20 protein-coding genes and 2 pseudogenes are annotated in these 20,718 nt (G+C 74.5%); 13 read left to right on the forward strand and 9 right to left on the reverse strand.

Annotated features, from left to right (window positions below; translation table 11 throughout):
• Nucleotides 1-41 precede the first annotated feature (41 nt).
• The 4 genes from ACQPYN_RS18190 to ACQPYN_RS18205 form a co-directional block, all read right to left on the reverse strand.
• Nucleotides 42-719 carry an anti-sigma factor family protein gene (locus tag ACQPYN_RS18190; protein WP_433025653.1) on the reverse strand — a complete coding sequence of 226 codons (678 nt, stop codon included), beginning with the start codon at nt 717-719 and terminating at the stop codon, nt 42-44.
• Nucleotides 716-1,252, reverse strand: a complete 537-nt coding sequence (locus ACQPYN_RS18195) for a sigma-70 family RNA polymerase sigma factor (protein ID WP_433025656.1) — start codon at nt 1,250-1,252, stop codon at nt 716-718. Before ACQPYN_RS18195 ends, ACQPYN_RS18190 begins: the two co-directional genes overlap by 4 nt.
• 17 nt (nt 1,253-1,269) lie before the next feature.
• Entirely contained in the window at nt 1,270-1,680 is a 411-nt protein-coding gene (locus ACQPYN_RS18200) for a hypothetical protein (protein ID WP_433025659.1), read from the reverse strand.
• Nucleotides 1,681-1,819: 139 nt separating this feature from the next.
• On the reverse strand, nt 1,820-2,794 hold the full coding sequence (locus ACQPYN_RS18205; protein WP_433025662.1) for a heparin lyase I family protein: 975 nt from the start codon (nt 2,792-2,794) through the stop codon (nt 1,820-1,822).
• A 191-nt stretch (nt 2,795-2,985) separates the two neighbouring features.
• On the opposite strand from ACQPYN_RS18205, the gene ACQPYN_RS18210 reads away from it, so the two are divergent.
• Nucleotides 2,986-3,438, forward strand: coding sequence for a protein-tyrosine phosphatase family protein (locus ACQPYN_RS18210; protein ID WP_433025665.1), 453 nt, complete (start codon nt 2,986-2,988; stop codon nt 3,436-3,438).
• A 7-nt stretch (nt 3,439-3,445) separates the two neighbouring features.
• On the opposite strand, the gene ACQPYN_RS18215 is transcribed toward ACQPYN_RS18210, so the two are convergent.
• From ACQPYN_RS18215 to ACQPYN_RS18225, 3 genes are read right to left on the reverse strand one after another with little or no spacing between them, the layout of a single operon-like run.
• Nucleotides 3,446-4,930: an FGGY family carbohydrate kinase gene (locus ACQPYN_RS18215; protein ID WP_433025668.1), complete on the reverse strand. Its 1,485-nt coding sequence runs from the start codon at nt 4,928-4,930 to the stop codon at nt 3,446-3,448.
• Nucleotides 4,927-5,997: a 2-hydroxyacid dehydrogenase gene (locus tag ACQPYN_RS18220; protein WP_433025671.1), complete on the reverse strand. Its 1,071-nt coding sequence runs from the start codon at nt 5,995-5,997 to the stop codon at nt 4,927-4,929. Before ACQPYN_RS18220 ends, ACQPYN_RS18215 begins: the two co-directional genes overlap by 4 nt.
• The gene (locus tag ACQPYN_RS18225; protein ID WP_433038942.1) at nt 5,994-6,674 is read right to left on the reverse strand and encodes an HAD family hydrolase; all 681 of its coding nucleotides are present in this window, start codon (nt 6,672-6,674) and stop codon (nt 5,994-5,996) included. The genes ACQPYN_RS18220 and ACQPYN_RS18225 overlap by 4 nt, the downstream gene beginning before the upstream one ends.
• 158 nt (nt 6,675-6,832) lie before the next feature.
• Between ACQPYN_RS18225 and ACQPYN_RS18230 the strand changes: the two genes are divergently transcribed.
• From ACQPYN_RS18230 to ACQPYN_RS18260, 7 genes and pseudogenes are all read left to right on the forward strand, one after another.
• Nucleotides 6,833-7,627, forward strand: a complete 795-nt coding sequence (locus ACQPYN_RS18230) for a DeoR/GlpR family DNA-binding transcription regulator (RefSeq protein ID WP_433025674.1) — start codon at nt 6,833-6,835, stop codon at nt 7,625-7,627.
• 76 nt (nt 7,628-7,703) lie between these two features.
• Nucleotides 7,704-9,215 (forward strand): FGGY-family carbohydrate kinase, encoded by a 1,512-nt coding sequence (locus ACQPYN_RS18235; RefSeq protein ID WP_433025677.1) that lies wholly within the window; start codon nt 7,704-7,706, stop codon nt 9,213-9,215.
• Nucleotides 9,212-9,819: pseudogene (locus tag ACQPYN_RS18240) on the forward strand (histidine phosphatase family protein). Before ACQPYN_RS18235 ends, ACQPYN_RS18240 begins: the two are co-directional and overlap by 4 nt.
• Before the next feature lie 114 nt (nt 9,820-9,933).
• Nucleotides 9,934-11,259, forward strand: a complete 1,326-nt coding sequence (locus tag ACQPYN_RS18245) for an MFS transporter (protein ID WP_433025680.1) — start codon at nt 9,934-9,936, stop codon at nt 11,257-11,259.
• Between the two features lie 31 nt (nt 11,260-11,290).
• Nucleotides 11,291-12,010, forward strand: a complete 720-nt coding sequence (locus tag ACQPYN_RS18250) for a YoaK family protein (protein WP_433025683.1) — start codon at nt 11,291-11,293, stop codon at nt 12,008-12,010.
• A gap of 82 nt (nt 12,011-12,092) precedes the next feature.
• Nucleotides 12,093-12,503: pseudogene (locus ACQPYN_RS18255) on the forward strand (MFS transporter); the annotation flags it as partial.
• 61 nt (nt 12,504-12,564) lie between these two features.
• Nucleotides 12,565-13,284, forward strand: a complete 720-nt coding sequence (locus ACQPYN_RS18260) for a hypothetical protein (RefSeq protein WP_433025686.1) — start codon at nt 12,565-12,567, stop codon at nt 13,282-13,284.
• Here the strand turns inward: ACQPYN_RS18260 and ACQPYN_RS18265 are convergent.
• Complete coding sequence (locus ACQPYN_RS18265) at nt 13,226-14,428, reverse strand: MBL fold metallo-hydrolase (protein ID WP_433025689.1); 1,203 nt, start codon at nt 14,426-14,428, stop codon at nt 13,226-13,228. The genes ACQPYN_RS18260 and ACQPYN_RS18265 overlap by 59 nt on opposite strands.
• A gap of 161 nt (nt 14,429-14,589) precedes the next feature.
• Here ACQPYN_RS18265 and ACQPYN_RS18270 point away from each other — a divergent pair, with 161 nt between their 5' ends.
• The 5 genes from ACQPYN_RS18270 to ACQPYN_RS18290 are packed head-to-tail and all read left to right on the forward strand — an operon-like array spanning nt 14,590 to nt 19,419.
• Nucleotides 14,590-15,471 carry a glutamine amidotransferase gene (locus ACQPYN_RS18270; protein ID WP_433025692.1) on the forward strand — a complete coding sequence of 294 codons (882 nt, stop codon included), beginning with the start codon at nt 14,590-14,592 and terminating at the stop codon, nt 15,469-15,471.
• A complete protein-coding gene (locus ACQPYN_RS18275) occupies nt 15,456-16,175 on the forward strand; it encodes a glutamate synthase (RefSeq protein WP_433025695.1) in 720 nt (239 codons plus the stop codon). Before ACQPYN_RS18270 ends, ACQPYN_RS18275 begins: the two co-directional genes overlap by 16 nt.
• Nucleotides 16,175-17,494, forward strand: a complete 1,320-nt coding sequence (locus tag ACQPYN_RS18280; protein ID WP_433025698.1) for an FMN-binding glutamate synthase family protein — start codon at nt 16,175-16,177, stop codon at nt 17,492-17,494. Before ACQPYN_RS18275 ends, ACQPYN_RS18280 begins: the two co-directional genes overlap by 1 nt.
• Entirely contained in the window at nt 17,491-18,690 is a 1,200-nt protein-coding gene (locus ACQPYN_RS18285; protein WP_433025701.1) for an NAD(P)/FAD-dependent oxidoreductase, read from the forward strand. The genes ACQPYN_RS18280 and ACQPYN_RS18285 overlap by 4 nt, the downstream gene beginning before the upstream one ends.
• A 15-nt stretch (nt 18,691-18,705) precedes the next feature.
• On the forward strand, nt 18,706-19,419 hold the full coding sequence (locus tag ACQPYN_RS18290; protein ID WP_433025704.1) for a helix-turn-helix domain-containing protein: 714 nt from the start codon (nt 18,706-18,708) through the stop codon (nt 19,417-19,419).
• A gap of 45 nt (nt 19,420-19,464) precedes the next feature.
• Here ACQPYN_RS18290 and ACQPYN_RS18295 read toward each other — a convergent pair whose 3' ends face one another.
• A complete protein-coding gene (locus tag ACQPYN_RS18295) occupies nt 19,465-20,661 on the reverse strand; it encodes a CaiB/BaiF CoA transferase family protein (protein WP_433025707.1) in 1,197 nt (398 codons plus the stop codon).
• Nucleotides 20,662-20,718: the final 57 nt, after the last annotated feature.

Below are 20,718 nucleotides of genomic sequence, written 5' to 3' on the forward strand. Positions count from 1 at the left end.
CGACCGCCTCGACAGGTCACAGAACGGTCACGATCCCCAGCTCAGGAGCGCATGACCGTCTCCCCCGCGGCGGTCCGCACCTCCAGCCCGCGGACGCGGTCGGGCGGCAGGTCGGTGGCCGCGGTGACGACGGCGTCCTGGCCCGGCGGGGGGCTCCAGCGCGCGACCTCCTGCTCCGTGCCGTCCGCGCCCCGCACCACGAGGACGTAAATGGTGCGCGGCGCGTCCGGCGGCGGCGTCGGCCGCGGCTCGCCGCGGTACAGGCAGCTCAGCGAGATCTGGGTGCCCCAGGGCCGCGCGGTGAGCCCGGCGAGGCCCGATGTCTCCGAGTCCGCGACCGGGGGCAGGGCGAGCTCGCGGACGGAGCCCGGCGGGGACTCCGCGGTCGACACACCGGACCACGCCGCGATGCCGAAGCCCCCGACCAGCGCGAGCACCACGGCCACGGCCGCGACCAGAAGGGATGCCCGACGACGGCGCCGCACCCGGCGGAGGGTGCCCTCGAGGAGGTCCGGCGGGGGCGCTGCGAGCTCGGGGCCCTTCTCGGGAGCACCGGGGTGCGTCGCGCGGGAGAGCAGGCCGGGCAGCCCGGCGACCTCGCTCAGCGAGCGCGCGCACGCGGCGCAGCCGGGGAGGTGGGCCTCGAACGCCGCACGCTCGCCGGGCTCGAGGGCGCCGAGCACGTAGACCGCGACGTCGAATCGGTGCGGGCAGCTCACGAGCCCACCCCCATCTCCTCCAGCACCAGGCGCAGCGCCCGCAACGCATAGTGGGCGCGCGACTTCACCGTGCCCGGCGGGATGCCGAGCACGCCGGCGGCCTCGGCCACCGTCCGACCCCGGAAGTAGCACTCGCCCAGCACCGCGCGGTGCTCCGGCGAGAGCCGCGCAAGGGCAGCGCCCACGACCCACGCCTGTGCGGCGGCGTCCGCGTGGTCGGCCACGCTGCGCCCGACACCGGCGAGATCGGCCTGCACCTCGGCCTCCGTCACGTCGTCGTAGAGCACCTCGGGGCGGACCGCCCGGGCGCGCCACTCGTCGATGAGCACGTTGCGCAAGGTCCGCAGGAGCCAGGGACGGGGGTCGCCCCTGGCCTCCTCGAACGCGTCGGGGTGCCGCCACGCCCGGAGCAACGTCTCCTGCACCGCGTCCTGCGCACGCCCCGGGTCGGCCGTCCGCTGCAGCGCGACCGACCAGAGCAGGGCGCCGTGACGGTCGTGCAGCAGCCGGATCAGGTCCGCCTCGGACGACACCCGTCCACCTTCCCCGGTCAGGACCGAGGCGTCAGCGACCACGCCGCGAGCCACACCGTGCCCACGGTGACGACGAGGGCGCACGGCACGTGGACCGCGAGCGGACCGTGCGAGCCGACGTAGGCCTGGACGAACGACAGCAGGAACACGAGCACGGCGAGCACCGCAGGCCACCAGGGACCGCGGGCCGCCCGGCCGAGCAGGATCGCGGCGATCGCCAGGAGACCGAGGACGACGTGCAGCGCGATCGCTCCCGCGGCGTGCAGCTCCACGGGACCGCCCCGTGGGAGCAGCTCCCCGGCGGTGACGAACTGCCACGCGAGGACGACCACCGCGAGCACGGCGGTGACCTGCACGGCCCGCAACGGTCCGGTGGCAGCCCGGCGGGCTCGCCCGGGGCGGGTCGCGGCGGTGGTGGATGAGGTCACGGGATCGTCCTCTCGATCGGCGACGGTCATCCCGTGACACGGACGGCACACCCGAACGGTTCACCCGTCCCCGCGGACCTCCGTTCGACGCGGTGACCCGGACGCCGTGGCCCGGACGCGGTGACCCCGAGGCCGTGACTCAGCGGACGGAACCGAGGGTCGGTCCGACCGTCCAGTCGCGGAAGGCGACCTCGGCGGGCCGGGTGATCGTGGGCTCGCGGGCCAGCCCGGTCTTCAGGTAGCTGGTCTGGCCGGGATAGAGCGTGCCGCCGGGCGGGTGGTAGCAGCCCACCTCCTGCTCGCCGTCCTGCCAGGCGCTGACGCTGCCCTCGTCCGGGTTCGCGGAGAACTTGACCCTGACGACGACGTCGGACCAGCGACCCACCGGCGCCGGGCCCAGGCTGCGCGTGAACGTGGACGGGCCCGAGGGGTGCCCGTGGCCGCCGTGCAGGACGAGCTGCCCGTTCCACACCCGCAGGTCGACCGGCGCCGAGCCGGGGCTGTCGTTCTTCCACTGCGTGATCACCTGACGGCTCGACCCGTCGGCCGGGAAGGCCTCGTCGAGCCGCACGGAGAACGCGAAGTAGAGCTCGTCGCCCTCCTCGAGCGCGGGGACAGCGGGTTCGAGCTCGGTGCGCTGGTAGGGCCCGGACACCGCGAAGCGCAGCGCGTCGCCGTCCATCCGCGGTGGCGCCGTCCCGACGGTGTTCCACGGGGTGGCGCGGAAGGCCTCGGGGCCGTCGGCGAGCCACAGCGGGGCGGCCGGCGCGGTCGTCTTCGGGGTGGTCGCGGCCGGGGTCGGGGTCACCACGGGATCGACAGCCGCGTCGCCCTCCGGCGCCGCCGCCACGTCACGGTCGGGCTCCTCGACGCGGTCGGGCGGCGTGGGCGTGCCCGGGCCGCCGTCCGAGCCGGGTCGCTGCGACGGCAGACCTTCCGCGGAGGTGAGCTCGACGGTGGAGGCCAGCGCTCCCCCGGCGACGACGCTGGCGAGCGCCACGGCCGTGAGGTTGCGGGCGTTGCGCGGAGGCCGACGGTGGGACGTCCCGCCGGTCATCCGACGGAGCCGGGCCTCGACCTCACCGTGACGGTCGAGCAGGCGGTGTTGCGGCATGAGGTGTTCCTCCTGGTCACCTCAGGGTGCCAACGCCTCACGCCCCGACAAACGCTTGTACGCAACCCGATGTCGCGGCGGCCCATCGAGATACGCCGTCTGCGGGGCACCGAGCTACGCGCAGCGACCCAACACCGCCGGGGTGACGACCATCAGCCGGGACCGACGACCTCCTCGTGCACAGTGAGCGGATGGCGTCCCGCTCCGATCCGTCCGATGTCTGGTCCGGCACGCTCGTCCTGCCCGGACGGACCGTCGTCCGCGGACGCGGCGTGCGGGATCCGCTCCCCAGCGGCCTCGAGCCCGACTTCGGCCTCTACCTCGGCGTCCCCTACACGCCGCGCTGGGAGCACGAGCGCCTCGAGTGGCCCGACTTCGGCGTCCCACGCGATCCGCTCCTCGCGGTCCGGGCCATCGAGCGGCTCTACCGCCGGGCCCACGACGGCGAGCACGTCGAGACCGCCTGCAAGGCCGGCAAGGGACGCACCGGCACCGTCGTCGCCTGCCTGGCGATCCTCGACGGCCTCACGCCCAGCCACGCCGTGAGCTGGACGCGCGAGCACTACCACTACCGCGCGGTGCAGACGCCGTGGCAGCGGCGCTGGGTCCTGCGCTTCGCCGAGATCTCCCGGCGACGCGCCTAGGGCACATCTACTCCCGGGCGAAACCCCGGGCCTGTCGCGCCCAGAAGTCGCGGGCCGTGTCGACGTGGGCGCGGTAGCGCAGGTACCCGTCCGCGTAGCAGCCCTGGGCGTCGGGCGAGGGCTCGACGGTACGCGACGGTGCCGCCCACGCGGCGGGGTCGAGGTCGTCACCGAGGGCCCGCGCGGCCGTCACGGCCGCGCCTCGCGTCCCGAGACCGGGGTCGTCGGGCACCTCGAGGGGGCGGTCGAGCACGTCGGCGAAGATCTGCGCCCATGGTCCCGACTGCGACCCGCCGCCGCAGGCCACGAGCCGCCCCTGACCGTCGGACGACGACGATGCGCGCTCGAAGCAGTGCTTGGCGGTGTAGGCGATGCCCTCGCACACGGCGCGGACGACGTCGCCGCGCCCCGTCCCCAGCGTGACGCCCTCGATCTGCCCCCGGGCCCGGGTGTCGACGAACGGCGCCCGCTCCCCCGAGGCCGCCAGGAACGGCAGCGCCGAGACGCCCCCCGCGCCCGGGCTCGTGCCCGCGAGCAGGTCCTCGAGGGCGTCGATGCCGACGCCGAGGAAGTCGAGCAGCCAGTCGAGCCCCGCGGTGCCGACCATCGCCGGCATGGCCCGCAGCCAGAGGCCGTCCTCCGGGGTGCAGAGCCACATCCCGGCGGGGTCGGGCACCTCGTCCGGGTCGACGCGGTCGGTGAACACCTCGCAGGCCAGCGTGGTGCCGATGATCAGCAGGCCGTCGCCCGGCGTGGAGAGCCCGGCCCCGACCGCGCAGGCCGGCAGGTCGAACGGGCCCCCGGTCACCGGGGTGCCCTCGGGGAGGCCGAGGAGCTCCGCGCCACGGCGGTCGAGGGCGAAGACGGTGCCCGACGGTGCGGGGTCGGCGAGCAGGCCGCGCCGCCCGCTGAGCCCGCAGGCCGCGAGCGCGCCCTCGTCGTAGGTCCGGGAGACGACGTCGAGGAAGGGCAGCGACGCGTCCGAGGCGTCGACGGTGATCTCCCCGGTGAGGCGCTGGACCAGGGCGTCGACGCAGTAGCCGGCGACCACGGCCCGCTCCAGCGACTCCGGCTCGTCGCGTCCGAGCGCGGTGAGCAGGGGCGCGTGGCAGCCGGGGAACAGCCCGACACCGGTGCGGCGGTAGACCTCGGCGACGGTGCCGTCGTCCTGCCAGCCGCGGACCACGTCGGCCGCACGATCGTCCAGCCAGGAGATCGGCGGACGCGTCGCGGCGCCGTCGGCGTCGCGCAGCCACAGCCCGTCGCCCTGCCCGGTGAGGGCCAGGGCCCGCACGGGCTGCCCGGCGTCGGCCACCACGCGGCGCACGACGTCGACGACCGAGGAGACGACGTCCTCGAGATCCTGCTCGACCCGGCCGTCGGCGAACTGCTCGAGCCGCGACGCCCGCTCCGCCGAGGCCAGCTTGCGGCCCGCGTCGTCGTACGCGTCGGCCTTCGTCATCGACGTCCCGACGTCCACTCCGACGATCACGACGCCACCCCCTCGGCGCGCGCGCGGGCGACCTCGTTCGCCGGGTGCCGCAGTGGCTCCCCGCGCAGGAAGCGGGCGACCTCGCCGGCGGCGATGGAGGCCGCGCGGTGCGCGGTCTGCTTCGTCGCCCCGGCGAGGTGCGGGGTGGCGACGACGTTCGGGGCGTGGTGCAGCGGCCAGTCGTCGGGGGGCGGTTCGACGTCGTAGACGTCGAGCGCGAGCCCGCCGAGGCGGCCGGAGTGCAGGGCCTCGGGGAGCGGCCCGTAGTCCAGCAGGCCGCCGCGGGCGGTGTTGACCAGGACCGCGCCCTGCGGCAGCAGGTCGAGCTCGCGGGCACCGATCATGCCGCGGGTCTCGTCGGAGAGCCGGGCGTGCAGGCTGACGACCGACGAGGAGCGCAGCAGCTCGTCGAGCGCGACGAGCCGGACGCCATCGGTGCCGGCCGTCGCCTCGTCGGTGTAGGGGTCGGCGACGAGGACGGTCGCGCCGAACGCACGGAGCACCCGGGCGACGATCCGGCCGATGGCGCCGTACCCGACGAGCCCCACGGTGGTGCCGTCGAGCTCGAGGCCCGCCTCGTCGTAGGCGTAGAGGTCGCCGCGCCAGGTCCCGTCGCGCAGCTCGCGGTCGGCCATCGGGATGCGGCGCAGCGCCGCGAGCGCCATGCCCACCGCGTACTCGGCCGCGGCCGCGGCGTTCCGGCCGGGCGCCTGCGCGACGGCCACGCCGGCCCGGTCCGCCGCGGCGAGGTCGACGTTGACCGGGCCGCCACGGGACACCGCGACCATCTCGAGGTCCGGGACCGCGTCGAACACCCGGGCCGTGAACGGCGCCATCTGCGTCAGGCAGACCCGTGCGCCGTCGAGGGCGGCGACGAGGTCGTCCTCGGTGCCCGACGCCTCCTCCACCCGCGCGCCCTCGGGCCCGACCGGCCCGAAGGGCTCGTGCGGCCAGCCCGAGGTGAGGTGGGCGATGTCGAGGTCACCCACGTCGGGTTCGCCCCGCAGGGCCTCGTCGAACAGGGTGGGGAGGACGAACTCGTCCCCGGCAGCGAGTACGCGCGTCATCGGGCGGCTCCGGTGGGTACGCCGTCGAGCAGGGCGAGGATCTCGCGGTGGGCCGCGGGGACGCCGTCGGCGACCCGGGTGGCGAGCTCCATGGCGTCCGGCTTCGGCGGGTAGGTGGGGTTCGGGATCGCGACGACGGTCATGCCGGCGGCGTGGGCGGCACGGATGCCGTTGCTGGAGTCCTCGACGCCGACGCAGGCGGCGGGGTCGACGCCCAACCGTCCGGCGGCCTCGAGGTAGACGTCGGGGCTCGGCTTGCCGCGCGGGACCTCGGCGCTCGAGACGGTGGCCGTGAACGTCGTGTCGAGCCGGTGGCGCGCGAGGACGGCGTCGAGCAGGCGGCGGGCGGCCGAGGTGGCCAGCGCGACCGGCACCCGCTCGGCGACCTCGCGGACCATCACCACCGCGCCGTCGTAGGGTTCCATCCGCCCCTGCTCGAGCGCCTCGACCATGTCGTCGACGACGGCCCGCTCGGCCTCGGCGGCGTCACCGGTGCCGGCGCGACGCGCGAGGTGCTCCGCCCACTCCGGGGCGCTCATGCCCTGGACGTGGCCGGTGTCCTCGGCGGTCCAGGTGACCCCGGACCGGGCCGCGTAGCGGGTCCACATCTCCTCCCAGAGGTGCTCGCTCTCGACGAGCACCCCGTCGAGGTCGAAGACCACGGCGGCCGGAGCGATCCGGTCCGCGGGGCCGGGTACAGGACCGGTCATCGTCTCTCCCCACATCGGCACTGGGAAATTAACATCGCAGATGTGATCGAAGAAAGGGACTTCCGTCGGCGGTTCGGACGACCACCCGCACCGCACCCGGGATCGACTGCGGGATGCTGGGCCCCGTGAGCGGCCGACCGCCCGCGCCCCGCGCGGTGCACGCGAGGACCAGCCGCCAGCAGCGGATCGTCGATCACGTGCTGGCGGCGGGCTCGGCGAGCGCGGCGGAGCTGGTCGACCTCACCGGGGTCAGCCTCATGACCGTGCACCGCGACGTCGACGACCTCGCCCGCCGCGGGCTCGTCCGGAAGTACCGCGGTGGCGTGTCGGCCCAGCCGACCTCGGTGTTCGAGGCGCACTCGGAGTACCGGCGGACGGTGCACCGGGCCGAGAAGGCGAGGGTCGCCGACGCCGCCCTCGCCATGGTGGAGCCCGGCTCCTCGATCATGGTCGATGACTCGACGACGGCGTTGGCCCTCGTGGAACGCCTGGAGGACGTCGGCCCGCTGACCGTCGTGACGAACTACCTGCCCGCCCTCGAGATCCTCAAGACGATCCCCGAGGTGCGCCTGATCGCCCTCGGGGGCGACTACTCACGCACCCACGACTCGTTCGGCGGGATCGCCGCCATGGAGTCGGTCACCCGGATGTCGGTGGACGCGGCGTTCGTGTCCACGTCGTCGATGACCGGGTCGATGACCTACCACCAGGAGCAGGACATCGTGCTGGTCAAGCGCGCGATGCTCGACGCCGCGGCGCGCTCGGTCCTGCTCATGGACTCGAGCAAGATTCCGCGTCGTGCCCTGCACCAGCTCCGGCCGCTCGACGCGTTCGACGCCCTCGTCGTGGACGACGGCGTGAGTGAGGAGCTGGTCGTGGAGATGCGGGAGCACGTGGAGGTGACGGTCGCAGCAGGCTGAACGACCCATCATGCTTGTGAAGTTCACACCGAACTTGGTACATCTGGGTCGTTGCTGACGAGCGTGGAGGTCCCCGATGGTCCGCTCCGACCGCACGTGGATCGGGATCGACCTCGGCACCCAGAGCGTCCGGGCCGTGGCGGTGGACGACGCCGGCGCACTGCGGGCCGGCGCCTCGCGCCCGCTCGAGAGCCGGCGCACCGCCGGGCCCGACGGGTCCGCCCGCCACGAGCAGGACCCGGGCGCCTGGTGCCGGGCCGTCGACGACGTGCTGGCCGAGGTGGTCGCGGCGATCGACCCCGGCGCGGTCGGCGGGCTCGCCGTGGACGGCACCTCGGGGACCGTCGTGCTCGTCGACGACGACGGCACCCCGCTGTCGGCCGGCGTGATGTACGACGACGCCCGCGGGAGCGACCACGTCGAGCGGGTCCGCGAGGCGGGCGCCGCGGTCTGGGACCGCCTGGGCTACCGCGTCGGCGCCACGTGGGCCCTGCCCACCCTGCTCGCGCTGCGCGACGAGCAGCCCCACGGCCGGGTGGGCCGGGTGCGCCACCAGACCGACGTCATCACCGCCCACCTCGTCGGTCACGACGTCCCCACCGACACGAGCACCGCGCTCAAGACCGGCTACGACGTGCTCGACGGGCGCTGGCCGGCCGCGGTGCTGGCCGACCTCGGGCTCGACGTCGACGCGCTGCCCGACGTGGTCCTGCCCGGCCAGGCCCTCGGCGGCGTCGGCACGGACGTGGCGGCGGCCACCGGGCTGCGTCCCGGCACGCCCGTCCTCGCCGGCATGACCGACGGCTGCGCCGCCCAGCTCGGGGCCGGCGCCGTCCGTCCGGGCGACTGGAACGCGGTGCTGGGCACCACGCTCGTCCTCAAGGGCGTCACCGACCACCTCCTGCACGACCCCACCGGCACCGTCTACTGCCACCGCGGACCCCAGGGCGGGTGGTGGCTGCCCGGCGGGGCGTCGAGCACCGGTGCCGCGGTCCTGGCCGAGCTGGTCGACCCGTCCCGCTTCGAGGAGCACACCGAGGCCCTGCTCGCCGACCCGCCGGCCGACCTGCCCGTCGTCTACCCCCTCTCGGGCACCGGGGAGCGCTTCCCGTTCGCCGCCCCGGAGGCCCGGGGCTTCTGGCTCGACGGGCACCGTCCCCGCCCCCTCGACGAGCTGGTCGGCGCCGTCGGGGAGCGCACCGCGTTCGCCGCGCTCGCCGAGGGCGTCGCCTTCGTCGAGCGCCTCTGCGTCGACCACGTCGCGACCCTCGGTGCCAGCACCGGCGGCCGCCGCACGATCACCGGGGGCGCGACCCGCAACCGGTGGTGGAACCAGCGGCGCGCCGACGTGCTGGCCGCGGCGCTCGAGCGCCCCGACCAGGCCGAACCGGCGGTCGGGATGGCGCTGCTCGCCCGCGCGGCGGTCGACGCCGAGGGCGGCGAGCCCGACCTCGTGGCCGCCGCGGCCGCGATGGTGCACATTGCCGAGGTCGTCGAACCCCGGGGTGACCCCGCCCTCGACGAGCGCTACACCGCCTTCCGCGCCGCGCTCCGGGAGCGTGGCTGGATCACGGAGGACACCGCATGACCGAGCTGGTCCTCGTCCGCCACGGCGAGACGGTCTGGCACGTCGACAACCGGTACGCGGGCCGCTCGGACGTCGAGCTCACCGACCGCGGCCACGACCAGGGGGCGCAGCTCGCCCGCTGGGCGGCCGACGCCGGCCTCGACGCCGTCCTCACCTCCCCGCTGCGGCGCGCCCACGAGACGGCCGTCCCGGCCGCGCGGGCCGCCGGGCTGACCTGCCGCGTCGACCGGCGCCTCGTCGAGGTCGACTTCGGCAAGGGCGACGGGCTGACCCGCGACGAGATGCGCGAGGCGTTCCCCGAGGCCCTCGAGGCGTTCGTCGCGTGCCCGGCGACCCACCCCTCCCCCAGGGCGAGGCCGGCGAGGCCGCCGTCGCGCGCGCCCTGCCGGTCCTGCGCGAGGCCGCCGAGGAGCACCGCGGCGGCCGGGTCCTCGTCGTCGCCCACCAGTCGCTGCTGCGCCTGCTGCTCTGCGAGCTGCTGGAGATCCCGCTCGACCGCTACCGCACGGTCTTCCCGCGGCTGGAGAGCGCCGCCCGCACCGTCGTGCGCCTCGACGACGAGGGGCCGCCGGCGCTGCTGGCGCTCAACGTCCGGTGCGATTGACGAAGTCGCTGACGGTCCGCGAGCAGTCACGTCTGGTGATCCGGGCACGCACGTTCGTATGATGCGCGTCACACGGAAAACGGACACCCTCCTCGCGGAAGGCCGGTTCCCCCGATGCAGCCTGCTCCGAGCACACGGCCCGCCCCGACCGCGAAGGAGACCCGCCGCGTCGCGGGGGCGACCCTGATCGGCACGTCCATCGAGTGGTTCGACTTCTTCGTCTACGGCGCGGCGGCGGCGCTGGTGTTCGGGAAGCTCTTCTTCCCGACGGCGAACCCCCTCACCGGCACCCTGCTCGCGCTCTCGACCTTCGGCGTCGGGTTCATCGCCCGCCCGTTCGGTGGCGTGATCTTCGCGCACTTCGGGGACCGGATCGGCCGCAAGTCGATGCTCGTCCTGTCGGTGGTGATGATGGGCGGCGGCACGTTCCTCGTCGGGCTGCTGCCGACCTACGAGTCGATCGGCCTCGCCGCGCCGATCATCCTGGTGCTGCTGCGGGTCGTGCAGGGCATCGGCCTCGGTGGCGAGTGGGGCGCGGCGGCGGTGATGGCGGTCGAGTACGCGCCCCCGGACCGCCGCGGCTTCTTCGGGAGCTTCCCGCAGACCGGCGTGCCGGCCGGCATGCTCCTCGCGAACCTCTCGCTGCTGATCGTCTCGGCCGTCCTGTCCGACGAGGCCTTCCTCTCCTGGGGCTGGCGCATCCCGTTCCTGGCGTCGATCGTGCTCGTCGTCGTGGGCGTCGTGATCCGGCTCAAGGTGGCCGAGTCGCCGGTCTTCGAGCAGACCCGGTCGGCCGGGAAGATCGAGCGGCAGCCGGTCATCGCCGTGCTGCGCCGCCAGCCGCTGAACGTCCTGCGCGCCGCCGGCCTGCGCTTCGCCGAGAACAGCACGTTCTACATCCACACGACGTTCGTCCTGACCTACGGCACGATCGTGCTCGGGCTGGCCCGCAGCGACCTCCTGCTCGCGGTCATCATCTCGTCCGCGCTGGGACTGGTCAGCATCCCGTTCTACGGCTGGGCGTGCGACAAGTACGGGCGACGGCCCGTGGTGCTCTGGGGCTCGGTGGTGCTGCTCGCCATGAGCTGGCCGTACTTCTGGGCGCTGGACACCCGCTCGCTGTTCCTCATCGTGGTGGCGACGGTGATCGCGGTGAACATCGGCAACTCGGCCGTCTACGCGCCGCAGCCGGCCTACTTCTCCGAGCTGTTCGAGCCCGAGGTGCGCTACAGCGGAGCGTCGATCGGGGCGCAGGGCGCGAGCGTGTTCGCCGGCGGGCTGGCCCCGGTGATCGCCACCGCGCTGCTCGACGCGACCGGGGGCTGGGGCTGGATCGCGGTCTACATGTCGGCGATGGTGCTGATCACGATCGTCACGGCCCTCTTCTCGCCCGACCCGTACCTCGCAGCGCTCAAGCGGGGTGAACCGGTCCGGGTGTGACCCGGCCGACCGTCATCGCCAGGATCGTCGGATGACGGTCGGCTCGGCACTGCGCGGTGCGTTGATCGACGACCGGGACGGGCCGTTGCCGGCGATGCTCCTGGCCCTGACCGTGCTGGCCGGTGTCGTCGACGCCGTCAGCATCCTCGCCCTCGACCGCGTCTTCGTGTCGTCGATGACCGGCAACCTCGTCTTCATCGGGATCGGGCTCGCCGGCGTGGAAGGGTTCTCGGTCTTCTCGCCGCTCGTGTCGCTGGGGTCGTTCGTCCTGGGGGTGCTGGCCGGGGCGTGGATCTGCCGGCGCTCGGGTGGGCACCGCGGATGGGCGCTGCGCAACGTGACGGTCTACAAGGCCGTGCTCGCCCTCCCGGTCACGGTCCTGGTGCTGATCGTCGGCGACGTGCTCCCGGCCGGTGTCCGCACCCTGGTGATCGTGCTGCTCGCCGCCTCGATGGGCGGTCAGCTCGCCCTGATCCGCTACCTCAAGGTCCCCGACCTGCTCACCGTCGTGCTCACCCTGACGATGACCGGGGTGCTCACCGAGCGCGCCGCCGGCCGCGGCGACCCCAAGGTGATCCGCCGGGGGCTCGCGCTGGCGGCCTTCACCGTCGGCGTCCTCGCCGGGGCGCTCCTCGTCCGGCTCGTCTCCGTGGGCGCCGCGCTGACCTTCGGGCTCGCGATCATCCTGGGCGTCGGGCTGACGATCCACCTGCTGTCCCGCCGCGAGGGGGCGTGGGCGACGCCGAGGTAGCCACGGCGGGACCGCCTCCCGCGGCCTACCCTCGGTGCCCGTGATCCCCGCCGCCGTCCGTCCCGCGACGGCCTGAGCCCTGGTGCTCCGCCGCGCCCGCATCCGACCCGCCACGTCCTTCACGACGGCATCGGTCTCGCTGGTCGCGATCTGCGCCGCGGCGGGGGTCCCCGCGCCGCTCTATGTCGTCTACCAGCAGACCTACGGGCTCTCGACGATCGCGCTCACCGGCGCGTTCGCGGTCTACATCCTCCCGCTGCTCGTCGCGCTGCTGTGCTGCGGCAGCCTCTCCGACCACCTGGGACGGCGGCGCGTCGCCGTCCCGGCGCTCCTCGTGGGCGCGGCGGCGTGCCTGGTCCTCTCGACCGTGGACTCGGCGGCGCCCCTGATCATCGGGCGCGCGGCCCAGGGCCTGTCGATCGGCCTCGCCCTCAGCGCGCTCGGGGCGTTCGTCGTCGACCTCGCTCCCCCGTCCCGGCCCGGGCTGGCCGGGGCGATCACCAGCGGCGCGCCCCCGGGGCATCGCGATCGGCTCGCTCGCCTCGGGGGCCGCGGTGCAGCTCGCGCCGGAGACCGCGCCCACCGTGTCCTTCCTGGTCACGGCCGGCCTGCTGACGGCGGGCGCCCTGGCGGTGGCGGTGCTGCCCGAGACGATCGCGCGCCGTCCCGGGGCCCTGCAGTCCCTGCGACCGGTCGTCCGCGTCCCGTCGAGCGCCCGCCCGCTGTTCCCCGCGGTGTGCCTGCTCATCTCGGCGACCTACGTCCTCGGCGGCTTCACCCAGGCCCTGGCGCCGTCGCTGTCGGTCTCGGTGCTGGGCCGGCACGACCTGTTCAGCGGCGCGCTGGCCGTGGCCGTCTACCACCTCGCCGGCCCCGTGGCGGGGCTCGCGGCGAACCGCCTTCCCCCGTCGCGCGCGCTCACCGGTGGTGCGGCCGGGCTGGTGGTGGGGATCGGGGGCTACATCGCGGCCATCGCCGTCGGGAGCTTCGCGGTCTACCTCGTGGGCGCGGTCGTCGCGGGAGCGGGCTTCGGTGTCGCGTTCGCCGGCGCGATGCGGGTCCTGCTCGACCGCAGCCCGGAGGGCGCGCACGCCGGCACCCTCGCCGCGGTCTACCTGTTCTGCTACCTCGCGGCCGCGGTCTCGAGCCTGCTGGCCGGGGTGGCCGTCGAGATCTGGGGACTCGCCCCGGTGGCGACGGTCCTCTGCGGCCTGGTCATCGCGATGGTCGCGGGTGGGGCGCTGGGGTCGGCGCTCCGACTGCGGACGGCGTGACCTCGCGCGGCTCGTCTCTCGTGGGATCGACAGCACGGTCGTCCTCGGAGGCCCACCAGGGGGTGGAGGGGACCGCCGCCCCTGCGATGTCGACACGCCGCCCGGGGGCCGGCAGGGCGAGCGTCACGCCGTGGGCCGCGGCGGCGCGCAGGGCCCGCTCCGCGGGCTCCGCCCAGGGGTGGAACCCCAGCACGAAGGTCGCCCAGTGGACGGGCAGCATCACCGTTCCGCCGAGGTCGACGTGCGCCGCGACGGCCTGCTCCGGGGTCGTGTGGATGTCGGGCCACAGGTCGGCGTAGGCGCCGACCGGGAGCAGCGTCAGGTCGAACGGGCCGTGCGCGTCACCGGTGCGGGCGTGGGCCTCGCTCGGGCCGGTGTCGCCGCCGACGTAGACGTCGTGCTCCGGCCCGGCCACCTTCCACGCCGCCCACTGCGTGGTGTTGCGGCGGAAGGACCGCCCCGAGAAGTGGCGGCACTCGAGGCAGGTCAGGGTCAGGCCGGCGACATGGACGACGTCCTCCCAGTCGCCCTCCACCACCCGCTCGGCCGGGACGCCCCAGGACCGCAGGTGCGCCCCGACGCCGAGCGGCGCGACGAACACCGCGTCGGTGCGGTCGGCGAGCTCGGTGACCGTCGGACGGTCCAGGTGGTCGTAGTGGTCGTGGCTGAGGAGCACGATGTCGAGCGCGCCGAGCTCTTCCAGCGACGCGGGGACCCCGTGCAGCCGGCGCGGCCCGAAGCGGGGCACCGGCGACGTGTACTCGGACCAGACGGGATCGACGAGCACCCGGCGTCCGTCCAGCTCGAGCAGCACGGTCGCGTGGCCGAGCCAGGTGACCGCGAGCGCGGAGCGCTCACGGCGGGCGTCGTGCGTGACGAGCGGGATCGGGCCCGGCGGCCTGCCGCGGGGCGACCGGTTGAGCAGCATCATCGCGAGCTGCCGCAGGGTGAGGTCCGGCCGGGGCAGGCCGGGCTCGCGGTTGGCGAACGCCCCGTCGCGGGCGTGCGGTGACCGCGCGGCCGCGCGACGCAGCTCGGCGCGCGGAGCACCCATGTTGCGGCGGACGTGCCGGCCGAGGGCGGCGAGGGCGAGCAGGGACGCGGCGACGGCCGCGCGCAGCACGCCACGGAGCGAGCGGGGCACGGCTCGACGATACGGACGCGATCACCGGGCACCGCCCGTCCCGCACCCGCGCGCCACGGGAGAGACGGCGGACGTCACACCGACCCACGTCTTCCGTGTCTCCTGTCAGGAGATTATGTTTCGCACTGCGACCCTTTCGGTCCGAGAGAGAGGAACCGCCTGTGTGCGGGATCGTCGGACTCCACCTGCGTGACGCGGAGCTGTACCCGCAACTCGGCCGCCTGCTGGAGTCGATGCTGTGCGGGGTCGTCGAGCGCGGCCCCGACTCGGCCGGGGTCGCCGTCTACGGCGACACCCGCCGCTGCCCCGAGGGCCAGGCCGCCGTCTCGGTGCTCCTGCCGCCGGGGGCCGACACGAGCGGGCTCGCCGTCGACGGGGCCGTCGTCACCCCGGCCGGCGACACCACGGTCGTCGCCGCCCCGATCGACGTCGACACCCTGGTCGAGCGCGTGCGGACGGCGTTCCCGACCGCGGTGGTCATCGGCTCGGGCCGCGACCTCGCCGTCTACAAGGGCACCGGGCACCCCCGCGAGCTCGCCGCGACCTACGGCCTCGCGGACGCCCACGGCTGGCAGGGCCTCGCCCACACGCGCATGGCCACCGAGTCCGCGGTGACCCCGGCCGGCTGCCACCCGTTCTCGGTAGGACCGGACCAGTGCCTCGTGCACAACGGCTCGTTCTCCAACCACGCGACGATCCGCCGCGAGCTCGAGCGCGAGGGCGTGCGGTTCGACTCGGCGAACGACTCCGAGGTCGGCGCCCGCTTCGTCGCCTCCCGCCTGGCCCAGGGCGAGGACCTCGAGAAGGCGCTGCTCGCGCTGCGCGAGACGTTCGACGGCTTCTACACGCTGCTCGTCACCAGCGCCGACGGCTTCGCCGTGGTCCGCGACCCCATCGCGTGCAAGCCCGCCGTCGTCGCCGAGACCGACGCGTGGGTCGCCATGGCGTCGGAGTTCCGCGCCCTCGCCGGCCTGCCCGGTATCGAGTCCGCCCGCCTCTACGAGCCCGAGCCCGGAAAGGTCTACGCATGGCAGCGTTCATGAAGAATGGGCCGGCTGACGACACGATCACGTTCGACCTGGCCTCGGACCGGGTGCGGGAGCTCAACGCCGAGCTCCACGGGGTGGGCGGGGGGCCGTCGGGCAAGGTCTACGAGGTCCTCAACCCCGCCGGCGCGCACGCCGTCGCCGCCGGCATCGACCGCGGGATCAGCGTCGACGTCCGCGGGCACACCGGCTACTACGCCGCCGGCATGAACGACGGCGGCACGGTCACCATCCACGGCAACGCCGGCACCGGCGTCGCCGAGAACATGATGTCCGGGACGGTCCGCGTCACCGGGGACGCCTCCCAGTCGGCGGGGGCCACGGCGCACGGCGGTCTGCTGGTGATCGGGGGCTCGGCCTCCATGCGCTGCGGCATCTCGATGAAGGGCGTCGACATCGTCGTCGGCGGCTCCGTGGGCTCGATGAGCGCGTTCATGGCGCAGGCCGGGCGGATGGTCGTCTGCGGCGACGCGGGCGACGGGCTGGGTGACTCGATCTACGAGGCGCGGCTCTACGTCCGCGGCGCCGTCGGGGCCCTCGGCGCGGACTGCGTCGAGAAGCCGATGCGCGACGAGCACCGCGCCGAGCTGGCCGAGCTCCTCGCCGAGGCGGACCTCGACCACGACCCGGGCGAGTTCCGCCGCTACGGCTCGGCGCGACGCCTCTACCACTTCACCTCTGAGCACTCCGGGAGCTACTGATGGACGCCGCAGGACGGGGACTGCGCGAGTCGGCGACCTTCGACCGCGCCACGATCGCCGGCATCCAGCACGCCGCCCGCACGGGCGTCTACGACATCCGGGGCTGGGGCGCCAAGCGCGCACTCCCCCACTTCGACGACCTGCTCGTCCTCGGCGCCTCGATGTCGCGCTACCCGCTCGAGGGCTACCGCGAGCGCTGCGACACCGACGTCGTGCTCGGCGACCGCCACGCGAGATACCCGCTGCACCTCGAGACGCCGGTGACCATCGCCGGGATGAGCTTCGGCGCGCTCTCCGGCCAGGCGAAGGAGGCGCTCGGCCGGGGCGCGAGTGAGGTCGGGACGTCGACCACCACCGGCGACGGCGGCATGACCTCCGAGGAGCGCGATCAGTCGAAGACGCTCGTCTACCAGTACCTCCCCAGCCGCTACGGCATGAACCCCACCGACCTGCGCAAGGCCGACGCCATCGAGGTCGTGCTCGGTCAGGGCGCCAAGCCCGGCGGCGGCGGGATGCTGCTCGGCCAGAAGATCTCCGACCGCGTCGCCGACATGCGGACGCTGCCGCCCGGCATCGACCAGCGCTCGGCGTGCCGGCACCCCGACTGGACCGGCCCGGACGACCTCGCCATCAAGATCGGCGAGCTGCGGGAGATCACCGACTGGGAGAAGCCGATCTACGTCAAGGTCGGCGCGACGCGGACCTACTACGACGTGAAGCTCGCCGTGGCCGCCGGCGCCGACGTGGTGGTGGTGGACGGGATGCAGGGCGGCACGGCCGCCACGCAGGAGGTGTTCATCGAGCACGTCGGCATCCCGATCCTCGCCGCGATCCCGCAGGCCGCGCAGGCGCTGCAGGAGCTGGGCGTGCACCGGAAGGTGCAGCTCATCGTCTCCGGCGGCATCCGCACCGGGGCCGACGTCGCGAAGGCGATGGCCCTGGGCGCCGACGCCGTCGCGATCGGCACCGCCGCCCTCATCGCGCTCGGGGACAACGACCCGCAGTACGCCGCGGAGTACGAGGCGCTCGGGTCGGCAGCCGGCTACTACGACGACTTCCAGGACGGGCGCGACCCCGCCGGCATCACCACCCAGGACCCCGAGCTCTCGGCGCGGCTCGACCCGGTCCGCGCCGGGAAGCTCCTCGCGAACTACCTGCGCGTGCTGACCATGGAGGCGCAGACGATCGCGCGCGCCTGCGGCAAGTCCCACGTGCAGCACCTCGAGCCCGAGGACCTCGTCGCCCTGACGATCGAGGCCGCCGCCATGGCCCGCGTGCCGCTCGCGGGCACCGACTGGATTCCGGGGCGTGAGCGATGAGCACCAGCACCGACACCGCCGAGGTCGTCGTCGTCGGCGGCGGCCTCGAGGGCTGCGCCACCGCCTGGGCCCTGGCCGAGCGCGGCGTCACCGACGTGGTCATCGTCGAGCGCTCCACCGTGGGCGACGGCGGGACCGGCAAGTCGTCCGGCGTCGTGCGCTGCCACTACGGCGTCGCGTCCCTGGCCGCCATGGCGACCCAGGCGCTGGACGTCTTCGAGAACGCCGAGGAGGTCCTCGGCACCGACGTCGGCTTCCACCAGACCGGCTATGTGGTCGGCGTGGGCCCGCAGAACGTCGAGGCCCTGCACGCGTCGATGGCGAACCAGCGCGCCGTCGGCGTCCGCACCGAGGACATCGACCGCGCCGAGGTCCAGCGCCTGTGGCCGGTGGCCGACCTCGAGCCCTTCGCCGCCTTCGCGTGGGAGGAGCGCGGTGGGTACGGCGACGCGTACCAGACCGCGCAGGCCTTCGCCGGGGCCGCGCGGCGTGCCGGTGTCCGGCTCCGGCAGGGCACGACCGTCACCGGGATCCTCTCGGCCGGCGACGAGGTGACGGGCGTGGCGCTCGCCGACGGCACGCGGATCCACTCCCGCCGCGTCGTCCTCGCGGCCGGGCCGTGGTCGGTGCCGCTGCTCGCCGCGCACGGCGTCGACCTGCCGATCACCGTTCACCGCGAGCAGATCGTGCTCATCGACCCCGGCCAGGACCTCGGGCCGGTGCCGGTGTTCTCCGACCTGGTCTCGCTGCAGTACGTCCGGAGCGAGGCGAGCGGCGGGGAGATCCTCTTCGGCAACTCCGACCTCGCCGAGCTGGAGCCTGCCGACCCCGACCGGTACTCCAACCAGGCCAGCTCCGACTTCCTCGACCTCGCCGTGGAGAAGGTCGGGACGCGGTTCCCGGGGCTGGAGAGCGCGTCGATCGCCTCGACGTACGCCGGCTGCTACGACGTGACCCCGGACTTCAACCCCGCGATCTCCGAGACGCCCGTCGACGGCCTGTTCGTCGCGGCCGGGTTCTCGGGGCACGGCTTCAAGATCGCGCCTTCCGTGGGGCGGCTGGTGGCCGACCTCGTCGTCGACGGCAAGAGCAGGGACGTCGACATCCCGGAGTCGGACTTCCGGCTCTCCCGCTTCGCCGAGGGCGATCTGCTGCGCAGCCCCCATCCCTACGTCGGCGCCGGTCAGATGCGGTGACGGCATACTGAGCCCATGAGCCGCCGCGACGTCCCCGGCCCGAGGGAGAAGGGGACGACGCAGGACCCGGCGGGCACGGACGCCGCCGGTCAGGGTGTCGATCACGGCCCGGCAGCCCGCGAGGTCGATCGCCCGGCGTCGCAGGAGGGCCGGCTCGAGCGGGCGATCGGCGCGGAGGTCCGCGCCCGGCGCCGCGCTTCCGGGGCGACGCTGGCCGAGATGGCGGTGCGCACCGGCATCTCGAAGCCGATGCTCTCGAAGATCGAGCACGCGCAGATCTCCTGCAGCCTCACGACCCTCGCCCGGCTCGCCGACGCCCTCGACATCCCCGTCACCGCCTTCTTCCGGGGCGCCGACGTCGACCGCGAGGCCGTGCACACCCCGGCCGGCGCGGGCGCGCGGATCGTCGCCCGGGGCACCCGCGTCGGTCACGACTACACGCTGCTCGGCGGCCTGCGCGGGCAGCACAAGCGCATGGAGGCGCACCTCGTCACGCTCACCGAGCGCAGCGAGGTGTTCCCCCTCTTCCAGCACCCCGGCACCGAGCTGCTCTACATGCTCGAGGGCCACATGATCTACAGCCACGGCGGCGCGAGCTACGACATGCGCCGCGGCGACGCGCTCCAGCTCGACGGCGAGGGCGTCCACGGACCGACCGAGCTGGTCGAGCTGCCGATCCGCTTCCTGTCCGTCGTCGCCCACCCGGACACGGGCCCGCACGGCGACTGACGCGGCGTCCTCACCCGTGCCGGCCCGCCGTCATCACCGTCGTCGTCACCTCGGCCGGTCTGCCTCGCGGGCACGGCGGTCGAGGTCGGCCCGGACGCCGGGACCGTGGCTGTCGAGCTCCGGGGCGTGCGTCGCCGGAGCAGAGCCGCTGCGCGAGAACCGCACCGGAGATCGCGCCTGCCGCACGGTCCCCAGCCGCGGGTGCTCGCGGCGGGGGAAGAAGTCGACGGCGTCCAGGTGGGGGTCGTCGAAGAGGTCCGCGACCTCGTTGACCGGTGCGATCGGCACCTGCGCGCGCCGGCAGACGTCGAGCGCCTCGTCCGTGGTCAGGGTGGCGAGGCGCCCGTCCAGCCATTCGTAGAGCTCGTCGATGTGCCGGCTGCGCCCGGAGATGGAGGCGAAGCGCGGGTCGGCGGCGCGCTCCGGGGCGTCGAGCGCCTCGAACAGCGCCCGCCAGTGCGCGTCGGTGTAGGGCAGCACGCCCACCAGCCCGTCGCGCGTGCGGTAGGGGCGGCGGAAGGGTGAGGCGGTGCGGGGGTAGCCCGCCTCGCCGCGGGGCGGGTCGAACACGTACCCGCCCTGCTGCTCGACCAGCAGGAACTGGACCATGGTCTCGAACATCGGGACCTCGACCGCCTGCCCGCGTCCCGACCGGGCACGTTCGACGAGCGCCGCGCAGATCGCGCTCGTCGCGAGGAGACCCGTCACCTTGTCGGACACGGGGCTGCGGACGAACTGCGGGTCCCCACGGCCGGTCTGGGTGGCCGCCAGCCCCGACACCGCCTGGATCACGTCGTCGTAGGCGGTCTGCGGCCCGTACGGACCGTCGGAGCCGTAACCGTGCATGGAGCAGACGATCACGCCGGGGTTGACCCGGCTGAGGGTCGCGTGGTCGATGCCGAGTCGCTCGTCGGACCCCGGTGGCCGGTTGTGGGCCACGACGTCGGCCTCCTCGACGAGGAGCAGGAGCCGGCGGTAGTCCTGCGGGTCCCGCAGGTCGAGGACCACGCTCTCCTTGCCGACGTTGGCGTTGAGGAAGACCGGCCCCAGCCCGTCGCCGTCCCGGTCGCCGACCCCGCGCACGATGTCGCCCGACGGCGGCTCGACCTTGATGACGCGCGCCCCGAACTGGGCCAGCACCATCGTGCTGAACGGCCCCATGAAGGTGGACGTCAGGTCGACGACGGTGACGCCCGCCAGCGGGCCTCCGGCACCGTCCGGAGGGGGCGTCGCGGCGGTCATCACGGCCCCTTCCAGGGCCCTGACCGGGCCGCGTCACCCCCGACGGACGACCATGAC

The organism is Actinomycetospora sp. CA-053990, assembly GCF_050948445.1.
In the GTDB taxonomy this organism is placed as follows: Bacteria; Actinomycetota; Actinomycetes; order Mycobacteriales; family Pseudonocardiaceae; genus Actinomycetospora; species Actinomycetospora callitridis.